The following is a 12,283-nucleotide window of genomic DNA, read 5'->3' as shown; positions in this document are numbered from 1 at the left end:
ACGAAAAATAGATAGAACTATATATAATGTAGAAAATTCAATCTCTACAATTGGAGGGGATGCTTTGGATGCACTTAAAATGACTCCACGAATAAATGTGAAAAATGATCAAATTTCTATGATTGGAAAAAGTGGAATGTCTGTAATGGTTGATGACAAGTTAATTCAAGTATCAGGAGATGATTTGATTAATTTATTAAAGAGTATTCCTTCAGACAATATAAAAAGTATTGAAGTCATTACCACACCGCCTGCAAAATATGATGCAGAGGGTAATAGTGGAATTGTAAATATAAAACTAAAAAAAACTAGAATCAACCAATGGAATTCTTCATTGAGAAGCTCATATACTCAAAGCACTTATCCAAAGGGAGCTTTTGGGGGAAGCTTTGAGTATCAAAAAAATAAACTTTCATTGTATAGTGATATAAATTATATAAATGGATCCAATGCACCTATAGAAAACACTAAAACCTATTACTCTGATGGTCTTTGGAATGAAGGAAGTACAAGAAGAGACTATCAAAAATCTCTAAATACAAGATTAGGATTTGATTATAAAATGAATGATAATTGGAGTGTAGGTATTCAATATCTTGGAAACTTAAATAAACCTAGTGTTCAAGAAAATATATTGACTACTATTTATAATCCCGATAATTCGAGTGTTAATTCATATTTGAAAACCCTTTCGTATACTCAAAAAAAAAATAATAACCATTCCATAAATCTTAATTCTATTATTGAAATGGATACCATTGGAAAAAAAATGATTGTAAATTTTGATTATTTTAATTATAAAAATACTGAAAATAGAAATTTTAATACGATAGATCTATCCTCTGCAAACAATATTAGTTTACAGAATATTGAAAATTATTCAACAAAAATAGACTTTGAGCATCCATTAAAATGGATTATTTTGACTTATGGAGCAAAAGTTTCTTTTACAAAAACTAATAGTGATGCGAATTATTTTGATACCACAACAGGATCTCCAATTTTTGATTATTCACAAAGTAATGTTTTTGAATATAAGGAAAATACACAATCTTTTTATATTTCAGGAAATAAAAAATTATCAAATAAATGGGAATCTCAATTAGGCTTTAGATTAGAAAATACACAAACACAAGGCTATTCTAAAACACAAGAGCAAAAAAACAGAAATGATTATACTAAGCTTTTTCCTACTTTTTATATCTCTTATACTCCTAATGAAAAAAATTCGTTATCTATTAATTATAACAAAAGGATAAATAGACCCTCTTATGATAAACTTAACCCTTTTAGATGGTATAGTAATCCTTACTCTTATGTAGAAGGAAATCCTTTTTTACAACCCTCATTTACTGACAATGTAGAATTTAATTACATTCACAATGACAATTGGTCAAATTCAGTATATTTTTCTCATACTAAAAATGGTTTTGAACAAATAACAATTTTGGATGAAACTACTAAAAATCAACAAACAACTTCTAAAAACTATTTTAATACCAATATCATTGGATTTTCTGAATCTTATACTTTAAAAAAACTAAAATGGTTATCTACTACATTTTCATTAGATTGGAACTATAGCTGGTCTAAATCTTTAATTTATATTACCAATCAAAACCTAAAAGGATCTAATACTTATTTTTCTATAAACAATGATTTTGTCTTGAATAAAAATAAAACATTATTATTTAATATCTCTTATTGGTATAACTTCAAAGGAGTCTCCGATCTAGATAAAAATAATGCTTACAGCCAATTATCTGCATCAATAAAGTATTTAACATTGGACAAAAAGCTCCAAATAAGTCTCAATATGATTGATATTTTAAAAACAAATAAACCTATCTATACAAGTTATACCAATAATATTAAAATTGATTATGATAACTATTATGATCGTAGATTATTTAGACTTTCGTTAACATATAAATTTGGTAATAAAAACATCAATATAATGAAAAAAGAATTTGGAAATGAAGAAGAAAAAGAAAGAGTTAATAAATAATATTTTACAATATTGAAAACTAAAGATAAGTATTGCATTATTGCATACAATACCAACGAAGAATCTAATGTATCAAAACTTTGATTCAAATTCTTAATTTAATTTTATTTAAAATGAAAAATTCAATTTTAAAAGGAGCGTTAAAATCCTTTAATGAAAAAAAAGAGACTTCTAAAGATTTTGAGGTTATTACTTCTTTACAATCTATCAAAGGAGGTAAAAACGAAGACGATATTGTTCTTGGATGTTCTCAATGTAAGAAAAAACAAAATTAAACAACAAATGAGTAGGGTTATTTTTTAATAACTCTACTTTTAAATTTTAAAAAATTAAAACATGAATTTTGTAACATCTAGGTATTTAGCATTCTCAGAATCTTTTGAGGAAAAGGATAAGTTTAAAAGAATTATTTATTCTACTAGAACTTCTCTAACTGCACTCATTGACGAAAATATTTTTCAAAAAATATTAAAAAATGATTTCAGTAATATAGATGATAAATTATTAAATTCTCTATTTTCCATGGAAATTATTATTCCTGAAAATGAAAACGAGTTTAATGAAATTATGATTCAAAACAGCTCTATGGTTGATAATATTCATCATCTGGATCTTACTATACAACCTACAGCAAATTGTCAGTTAGGATGTCATTATTGTGCTCAAAAACATTCTAAAAATAATATGGAAAGTGATGTTTATGACAAAACATTGGAAAGAATTAAATCAAAACTTGAGTCTTCTAAATTTAAAAACTTATTTGTTAATTGGTATGGAGGAGAGCCTTTAAACGCTCTTTCACAGTTAAAAAAAATGAGTACAGAAATCATTAATTTATGTAAAATTAACAATGTTGAATATCATAGCTCTATCATCACAAATGGATTAAGTTTAAAGCCTAATATTTTTAAAGAACTTTATCTTAATCATAAGATATGGAATTATCAAATAACTTTAGATGGGACTGCTAAACATCATGATACACGAAGAATTACAAAAAAAGGAGAAAATACATTTGATATAATTTTTAATAATATTATTAATATTATTAACTTAGATTACTATCAAGAAGAAATAAAAGACCCTATTCTAATAAGAATTAATATTGATAAAACTAATTTGGATAGTATAAAACCTTTAATAGACTTATTTGCAGAAAATAATGCACAAGGAAAAATACAATTTAGTTTTGCTCCTATTGTTGATTGGGGAGATAAAAAATATGGTACAATAGATGGATTTACAAAAAGAGACTTTGCAGATATAGAAATAGATTTAATGTTATATGCCCATCAAAAAGGTTTTTTAATCAATACTTCTTTAACTCCAAAAAGAGAATATATGCCTTGTATGGTTGTAGCTAAGGATTCTGAAGTCTTTGATGCTTTTGGTAATGTATATCCTTGTTATGAATTCACTTACACTCCTGCATATAATGATGACAAACATAAAATAGGAAATTTATTAAATGAAAGTTTTGTTCCTAATGAGTTGGCAACTACTCGAAATTGGTATAATGATATAAAAAAAGAGGGTTTTTCTACCTGTAATAAATGTGAATTACTTCCTGTTTGTGGAGGAGGATGTGTTAAAAATTGGTATAATGATGAAACTGGATGTCCTAGTTTTAAATTTAACTTTAGTGACAGATTACTTATTGATTACTTAAATAAAAATAATGCTTTAGTTATATAAAATGAATTATTCAAATAAACTTTATAGAACAATAGAAAATACAATAGATTCGTTTGATACAATAGAAAATTTTGATAGGGAGAATGTATTTACAGAATTAATACAGTTTTCAAAATCTGTTTCAAGCCAAGAAGATATTTTTAAGATGTATTTTGTTTTTAATAAATATAATAAAATTCTTCATTTTCTAAGAAATGGAAATAATGTTTTGGCAGAGTATAATTTGAAATATCTTGTTGATAAAAACATTACTTATTCTAATGAATTATCAAAATTATCCATTGATAGTTTATATTTTCCAGTTGTAGCCTATTATTTCTACAAAAAAAATGATTATTTAAATGCTAAAATAAATTTAGATAAATCATATGCTAAATTTGATATATTATATAAGAAAGGTTATAAAAATATTATTTTTAATTTTGTTGAGCAAAAAATAAATGAATTCAGAATTCTTATCTATCAAAAGCGTTATGATGAATCCATAATATTTATTAAAAAGTTATTCCAAAATATTATATCTGATAATCATTTCTATCATTTTGATTGTATCTTTAAAAAAACTTGTTCAGATGATGATGAACTAATTTCTTATATCAATTATATCATTGATATATGTAGTAATTATTTAATTCTTGATGAAGGTGTAATTAAAATAAATGATAAAAATACCTTAAACTTTATAGAAGTCTTGTATGATGTTTTTTCTAGTTATGATGTTAAGAATATAAAATTTTCATTAGAAGCTATGAAGTTAATTATCAATGATAATATAGAAGATTTTTTTAATTTTATTATTGAAAATAATAATAGTGTCTTAAATAGAAATACAGCTTTTAGTTTTATATATATATATTATAAAATTATTTTAAACTATTTATATAACACTGATATATTACTATATAATAAATCTATAGAACTTTTTTCTAAAAAAAATAATTTTGACTCATATAAATATTTTATTGAAAAACTTCTACAAGATGAAAAGAATTTTAAATTTTATACTTATTAAATTTACGTAGTGTATTTTATTTCTCAACACGATGAAATGGATTGCGGTCCAGCTTGTTTATGCATGGTTTCAAGTTACTATGGCAAAAAATATTCACTTCAATATATAAGAGAAAATTCTTTTATAACTCGTGAAGGGGTTTCATTATTAGGAATTACAGAAGCTTCTCAAAAAATTGGTTTTGATAATCTATCTGCAAAACTAACTATTGATGCTCTAAAGAAAAAAAAAGAATCTTTTCCTTGCATTCTTCATTGGAATCAAAACCATTTTGTGGTATTACGAAAAATTACTAAAAGTTTTTTTTCAGATAAATATATATATCATTTGTCAGACCCTGCCCATGGATTAATAAAAATTGATGAAATAAAATTCAAAAAGTATTGGATTTCAGATAGTAACAAAGGGATAGCATTATTTTTAGAACCCACAAAAGAATTTTATAAAGCAGTTCCTCCTATCGAAGATAAAGTAAATTTTAAATTATTATTTAGGTACCTTAAACATTTTAAAAAGCAGTTATTTTTAATGTTTTTCATGCTAATGTTAGGAAGTGGTATTACACTAATTTTTCCTTTTCTAACTCAAAATCTTATAGATAAAGGAGTTAATGAGAAAAATATTAACTTCATTATTGTTATATTGTTAGCACAATTGAGTTTATTTTTAGGTTCTACAACTATTGAAGTAATAAGAAATTGGCTCATGTTATATATGGGTACAAAATTGAGTATCAATATTATTTCAGATTTTCTTAAAAAATTGATACAGCTGCCCATTAATTTTTTTGATACTAAGTTGATGGGAGACTTTAACCAAAGGATTCAGGATAATGAAAGAATTGAGCTATTTTTAACATCTCAAAGTTTAGTAACTTTTTTTTCAATAATAACTTTTGCAGTTTTCTTTGGAGTATTATGGCATTATGACTTTAAAATTTTATTAATTTATATCTCTTTGACAATTATTTCTATTCTATGGTCTTTTTATTGGCTAAGAAAACGAAAAATATTGGATTATTTTAGATTTCAGGAAAAAAGCAAAAATCAAGGATCCATATATGAAATTATTAATGGAATCACAGAGATAAAATTAAATCAATTTGAGGACTTTAAGCTCAAAGAATGGAAAAAAATACAAAATAATCTCTTTAATGTAAATATAAAGATTTTGAAACTTGACCAAATACAAATATTAGGATTTGATTTTGTTAATCAATTAAAGAATATTATTGTAACATTTTTGGCAGCCACTTTTGTTGTGCATGGAAAAATGACTTTGGGAGAATTGTTAAGTGTCTCCTATATAATAGGACAAATGAACTCTCCTGTTAATCAGTTAGTTGGTTTTTTTAGATCACTTCAAGATGCTAAATTGAGTTTAGAAAGACTAAATGAAGTTCAAAACCATCCTACAGAAGAAGAATCAGAGCAAGTACAATTAAATCTTAATTCTTATCAAAACAATGGAATTAAATTAAATAATATAAGTTTTCAATATGAAGGTTCAAAATCACCCTATGTTTTAAAAAAAATTAATTTATTCATTCCTGAAGGGAAAGTTACAGCTATTGTAGGAGCAAGTGGAAGTGGCAAAACCACTCTAATGAAATTATTATTAAAATTCTATAAACCAACAGAAGGAAATATATTTTACAATGACATTGATATTAATAAACTTTCAGCAAAAAATATCAGAGAAAACTGTGGTGTTGTTATGCAAGATGGATTTATTTTTTCAGATACTATAGAAAGAAATATAGCTACAAGAGATGAAAATATTAATAAAGAAAATCTCAACAAAGCATTACATACTGCGAATATAAAAGATTTTATTAACTCTTTACCTTTAAAATATAATTCAAAAATAGGAGCATCAGGTAATGGTATTTCAGGAGGTCAAAAACAAAGAATATTAATTGCAAGGGCAGTTTATAAAAACCCTCATTATGTTTTTTTTGATGAAGCTACAAGTGCCTTAGATGCAGATAATGAAAAAATAATTCATGACAATTTACAAGATTTTTTTAAAAGCAAGACAGTAGTAATAATCGCTCATCGCTTATCTACAGTTAAAAATGCAGACCAAATTATTGTGCTCAAAAATGGAGAAATTGTTGAAATAGGTAATCATCAGGAATTGATAAATAATAAAGCTGACTATTTCCATTTAGTTAAAAATCAATTAGAATTGGGTAATTAATAATGAACAGATATTATTTTAATTTTCAAATGTATACGTATTGTATACATTTGAAAATTAAAAACTTCATAAAACACTAAATATAAATGTATTAAAACACCTCGGTAGTATATCAGAAGTGTTGTTATACTACAAAACACTTATTACAGTCATTTAACAATAAAATAATCAACCTCGATAATAGATAGTATTCTATTATCGGGTATTTTTATGTCCTTAAAATACCTAAAATCAATTCATCTGATAACCTTGTGTATCAAAGTGTTGGTATAAACTTTTTGCATAAATTACACCTTACAATATATGACAAAATCAATCTTTACTACTGAAAATTAAACAAAAATAGTTCCTGTAAATCTTCAGCAAAAAGTGGACATCTAAGACCTAAAAAATAAGTTATAGTTTTTAATAAAAAACGTTAACTTTAATTATGGCAATTTCAAAAAAGAAAACCCCAGAGAAATTTGTAAAAGATATCCGTAATAATACACGTCGGATTTTTACAGCCTAGCAAAAGATATTAATCGTTATGGAAGCTTTATGAGTAGAGACTTCTATTGCCGAATTGTGTCGAAAATACTCGATTTCCCAATCACAATTTTATAAATGGAACAAAAAGTTCTTAGAAGCTGGTAAAAAACGTCTTTCAGGAGACATTTCCAGAGAAGCAACCAGTGATGATGTACTCGAATTGCGTAAAGAAAATCAGCGTCTCAAAGAAATTGTAGCTGATTTGGTTGTTCGCTATGATATCGTAAAAAAAACCTTGAATTCGTTGGATTAAATGATAAATTTAAGAAATATATGCGATTGTCAGCAAGCCAAAATACGAGATTATTGAAGTTGTTACACGTTCAGAAATCGGTGTTAAACGGACTTTGGATGAGTTTGGTATTTCCAGAAGTACATTTTACAAATGGTATTCTAATTATCTTGAAAATGGATTTGAAGGTTTAGAATCAAAACGTCCATCTATTCATCGAAAATGGAACAGTATTCCCGAATCTCAGAAAGATTTGATTGTAGAATTAGCCTTAGATTATCCAGAATTATCGGCTAGAGAATTAGCATTTAAAATGACGGACGAATTAGGTGTTTTTATTTCAGAATCGAGCGTTTATCGGATATTAAAGCAAAGAGATTTGATTTCTGCACCCAATCATATCTTAATTTCAGCAGCAAATGAATTCAACGACAAAACCAATTTTGTGCATGAAATGTGGCAAACAGATTTTACATATTTCAAGATTATTGGTTGGGGATGGTATTATTTGAGTACTATTTTGGACGATTACAGTCGCTATATTATTCATTGGGAGTTGTGCAGCTCGATGAAGGCTGAAGATGTAAAAAGAACCGTAAAAAAGGCAATTGAAAAGGCTCAAATTAAAACCAAACAGAGACCAAAATTATTGTCAGACAATGGACCTTGTTATGTTTCAAATGAATTAAAAGATTATTTGAAAAATACTCAAAAAATGAAACATATACGAGGAAAACCGCTTCATCCTCAAACGCAAGGAAAAATTGAACGTTATCATAGAACAATGAAAAATGTGGTAAAACTGGATCATTATTATCATCCTGAGGAACTAATTTTTGCCCTCGAACATTTTGTCGAAAATTACAACAATCGTAGATATCATGAGGCTTTGAATAATCTAACTCCTGCCGATATGTATTTCGGAAGAGCAGATAAAATATTGGAAAAAAGAGCAATTATTAAACAAAAAACAATCGCTAAAAGAAGGCAATTGTATTTTCAACAAAAAATTATAAATTTATAAAAAAAACACTCTCTTAATTTTTTAACTGAAATGTCTCATTTGTTTTGAAAACGTACAGCCATATATTTTATAATCTATTTCGTGTGAATTCATTTTTTTAATTTTACTAATTAGTCGACAAAATTCGTAATTCGTAACAGTTCTTATTTAAAATTAGTATTAAATATGAACCAATGAGGTATATTCTTTTTTTGAAAGTAAACAATCCGTATTTTTGTTTAACTTGAAAAAGTATTATGGCAGATATTAAAATTACAATTATAGATAGAGAAGGTGTTTCGCATGAAGTTGACGCGCCTACTGATATGAATATGAATATCATGGAGCTTGTGCGCGCCTACGAATTAGCACCAGAAGGAACCATTGGTATTTGTGGTGGAATGGCGATGTGTGCCTCTTGTCAATGTTATGTGTTGACTCCAGAAATTCAATTACCAGAAATGACGCCTGATGAAGATGCAATGTTAGCAGAGGCATTTAATGTGAAAGATAATTCACGTTTAGGTTGTCAGTTACATCTTTCGGATGAAATGGATGGATTGGTTGTTGAATTAGCACCAGAATATTAAATTTTAGTTTTACGTGGTACGTTATAAGTTCTACGTCACAATTTTGTTATTATCGTTTAGCGTAAAACGTTTAGCGTAAAACGTTTAGCGTAATACTTAAAACTTATTAAATGAATCAATTAGATAAAAGACTTTTTTTGTTAGATGCTTATGCCTTAATTTTTAGAGGATATTATGCATTTATCAAAAATCCACGAATCAACTCAAAAGGTTTCAATACATCGGCAATTATGGGATTTACGAATTCCTTGTTCGATGTCATTCGACGTGAACAACCAACGCATTTGGCGGTTGTTTTTGATGTTGGTCAAGCAACAGTTCGTACGGTAGATTATCCTGAATATAAAGCAAATCGTGATGAAACGCCAGAAGCCATTCGTCAAGGCGTTCCGTATATTCAAGATATTTTACGAGCGTTAAAAATTCCAGTACTTTTCGCCGAAGGTTACGAAGCAGATGATGTGATCGGAACATTAGCACAGAAAGCAGAGAAAGCTGGTTATACAACTTATATGGTGACACCCGATAAGGATTTTGCGCAATTGGTAACGGAAAAAATTAAAATGTATCGTCCTGCTGCAAATGGAAAAGGTGTTGAGATTTGGGGAATTGAAGAAGTAAAAGAAAAATTTGAAATCGACGATCCAATTCAAGTTATCGATTACCTTGGAATGATGGGTGATGCTGTGGATAATATTCCAGGTTTACCAGGTGTTGGAGCAAAAACGGCAAGTAAATATTTGAAAGAATTTGGATCATTGGAAAACCTTTTAGCGAATACAGATAAGCTGAAAGGGAAAGCTAAAGAAAAGATTGAAGAGAATAAAGAGCTTGGAATTCTTTCGAAGAAATTAGCAACGATTATTACAGATGTTCCTGTAGAATTTGATGAAGAAGATTTAACGGTTTGCCCGCCAGATATAGAAAAAGTTACTGAACTTTTCACGGAGTTAGAATTCCGTCGTATGTTAGAAACGGTTTACAGAATTTATGGTTTGGATGTTTCGGGAATTATCAAAGAAGCGCAAGAAGAAATTTCTGCGGCAAGTCAGATTTCTTCGAATCAAGTGCAAATGGCTCAACAATCATTGTTCGATTTTACGTCTGATGAAGAAATCGTTCCACAAAATTCAGCTTTTACAGATATTTCAACAACGAATCATTTATATCAATTAATCGATACGAAAAAAGGTAGAGAAATTTTATTACGAAATATTCTAAAACAAAAAGAAGTGACGTTCGATACGGAAACAACTTCTTTGGATGCTTTAGAAGCTGAATTGGTTGGAATTTCATTTTCTTGGGAAAAAGGAAAAGGTTATTATGTGCCTTTTTCAGCTGATTTTGAAGAAACGAAAACAATTATCAACGAGTTTAAACCATTTTTTGAAGATGAATCAATTTCGAAAATTGGTCAAAATCTAAAATATGATATTAAAGTTTTAAACAAATATGACATTGTTGTTTTAGGTCAGAATTTTGATACGATGATTGCGCATTATTTGATTAATCCAGATATGCGTCACAATATGGATGTGTTGTCAGAAACATATTTGAGCTATCAACCAGTTTCAATCGAAAGTTTGATTGGAAAAAAAGGAAAGAATCAAAAGAATTTCCGTGATGTTCCGTTGATGGAGCAAACTGAATATGGAGTTGAAGATTCTGATATTACAAATCAATTGAAAAATCTTTTCGAACCAGAATTAATCAAAGCAAATACACACAAATTATTCACTGATCTTGAAATGCCATTGATGCAAGTTTTGGCTGATATGGAATTAGAAGGTGTTAATTTGGATGTTCCGTTCTTGAAAGAACTTTCGGTAAAACACGAAGCGAAATTAAGAGAATTGGAAGCAAAAATTCAGGAAGATGCTGGAGAAGAATTCAATCTTAACTCGCCAAAACAATTGGGAGAAATCTTATTTGATAAATTACAATTAGATCCAAAAGCGAAGAAAACCAAAACAGGTCAGTACGCAACAGGAGAAGAAATTTTATCGAAATTGAAAGATAAACATCCAATTATCAATGATATTTTAGAGTACCGTCAATTACAAAAATTAAAATCGACTTATATTGATGCGTTGCCAGAATTGGTGAATCCAAAAACTGGTCGCGTGCATACAACATACGCGCAAACGGTTGCTGCAACGGGACGTTTGTCTTCTGTAAATCCGAATTTACAAAACATTCCGATTCGTTCAGAAGAAGGTCAGCAGATTCGTAAAGCCTTTGTTGCACGAGATGAAAATCATGTGATTATTTCTGCCGATTATTCGCAAATTGAATTGCGTTTGATTGCGCAAATGTCACAAGATCCTGCAATGGTAGAGGCTTTCAAACATGGAGAAGATATTCATGCTTCTACTGCCGCAAAAGTTTTTAATGTGGCGTTGGATGAGGTGACGCGTGAACAACGTAGTCAGGCAAAAACGGTGAATTTCGGAATTATTTATGGTGTTTCGGCTTTCGGTTTGGCAGATCAAGCGAATATTTCTCGTAAAGAAGCCAAAGCATTGATTGATGCGTATTATGAAACTTACCCAACGTTGAAAGCGTATATCGAAAAACAAGTTGAGGTGGCTCGTGACCAAGGTTTTGTAGAAACGTTAATGGGACGTCGCCGTTATTTGAAAGATATCAATTCGAGAAATGCAGTAGTGCGTTCGCATGCTGAGCGAAATGCTGTAAATGCACCAATACAAGGAACTGCGGCTGATATCGTGAAAATGGCAATGATTCAAATTCAGAAAGAATTGAAGAAAAATTATAAAACCAAAATGATTTTACAAGTGCATGATGAGTTAATTTTTGATGCACCAAAAGATGAGGTTGAAAAAGTTTCTGAATTAATCAAATCGACTATGGAAGCTGCAATGCAAATGGATGTTCCGTTGATTGCAGAAGTCGGAGTAGGAGCGAATTGGTTAGAAGCTCATTAGAAAAATATTATTTACAATAATTATAAAGCGTTACTTTTTAGTAGCGTTTTTTTTTGTTAAAA

7 protein-coding genes and 1 pseudogene are annotated in these 12,283 nt (G+C 28.3%); all 8 read left to right on the top strand.

The genetic code is table 11. The features are described from left to right. A partial coding sequence (locus B4J88_RS04110) for an outer membrane beta-barrel family protein (protein ID WP_291066499.1) occupies positions 1-2,008 on the top strand: 2,008 nt, incomplete at its 5' end. A 113-nt stretch (positions 2,009-2,121) separates the two neighbouring features. After that, a complete protein-coding gene (locus tag B4J88_RS04105) occupies positions 2,122-2,283 on the top strand; it encodes a hypothetical protein (RefSeq protein ID WP_291066497.1) in 162 nt (53 codons plus the stop codon). Between the two features lie 61 nt (positions 2,284-2,344). Continuing rightward, on the top strand, positions 2,345-3,703 hold the full coding sequence (locus tag B4J88_RS04100) for a radical SAM/SPASM domain-containing protein (protein ID WP_291066495.1): 1,359 nt from the start codon (positions 2,345-2,347) through the stop codon (positions 3,701-3,703). A gap of 1 nt (position 3,704) precedes the next feature. Then, the gene (locus B4J88_RS04095) at positions 3,705-4,715 is read left to right on the top strand and encodes a hypothetical protein (RefSeq protein ID WP_291066493.1); all 1,011 of its coding nucleotides are present in this window, start codon (positions 3,705-3,707) and stop codon (positions 4,713-4,715) included. Between the two features lie 9 nt (positions 4,716-4,724). Next, the gene (locus B4J88_RS04090) at positions 4,725-6,917 is read left to right on the top strand and encodes a peptidase domain-containing ABC transporter (protein WP_414646625.1); all 2,193 of its coding nucleotides are present in this window, start codon (positions 4,725-4,727) and stop codon (positions 6,915-6,917) included. Between the two features lie 430 nt (positions 6,918-7,347). Beyond that, a pseudogene (locus tag B4J88_RS04085) lies at positions 7,348-8,704 on the top strand (IS3 family transposase). 236 nt (positions 8,705-8,940) lie between these two features. Next, positions 8,941-9,273, top strand: a complete 333-nt coding sequence (locus B4J88_RS04080) for a 2Fe-2S iron-sulfur cluster-binding protein (protein ID WP_180905218.1) — start codon at positions 8,941-8,943, stop codon at positions 9,271-9,273. Between the two features lie 110 nt (positions 9,274-9,383). Beyond that, a complete protein-coding gene (polA, locus tag B4J88_RS04075; protein WP_291066491.1) occupies positions 9,384-12,221 on the top strand; it encodes a DNA polymerase I in 2,838 nt (945 codons plus the stop codon). Positions 12,222-12,283: the final 62 nt, after the last annotated feature.

It is taken from the genome of Empedobacter sp. UBA5036 (assembly GCF_002415215.1).
Classification (GTDB): domain Bacteria; phylum Bacteroidota; class Bacteroidia; order Flavobacteriales; family Weeksellaceae; genus Empedobacter; species Empedobacter falsenii_B.
Note: the sequence above shows the minus strand (reverse complement) of the source record. Positions and strands in the feature narration are given on the sequence as shown.

Excerpts from the sequence above, each read along its gene's own strand:
- B4J88_RS04105 (WP_291066497.1), top strand. The coding sequence starts at position 2,122 with ATGAAAAATTCAATTTTAAAAGGAGCGTTAAAATCCTTTAATGAAAAA.
- B4J88_RS04100 (WP_291066495.1), top strand. The coding sequence starts at position 2,345 with ATGAATTTTGTAACATCTAGGTATTTAGCATTCTCAGAATCTTTTGAG.
- B4J88_RS04095 (WP_291066493.1), top strand. The coding sequence starts at position 3,705 with ATGAATTATTCAAATAAACTTTATAGAACAATAGAAAATACAATAGAT.
- B4J88_RS04080 (WP_180905218.1), top strand. The coding sequence starts at position 8,941 with ATGGCAGATATTAAAATTACAATTATAGATAGAGAAGGTGTTTCGCAT.
- polA (WP_291066491.1), top strand. The coding sequence starts at position 9,384 with ATGAATCAATTAGATAAAAGACTTTTTTTGTTAGATGCTTATGCCTTA.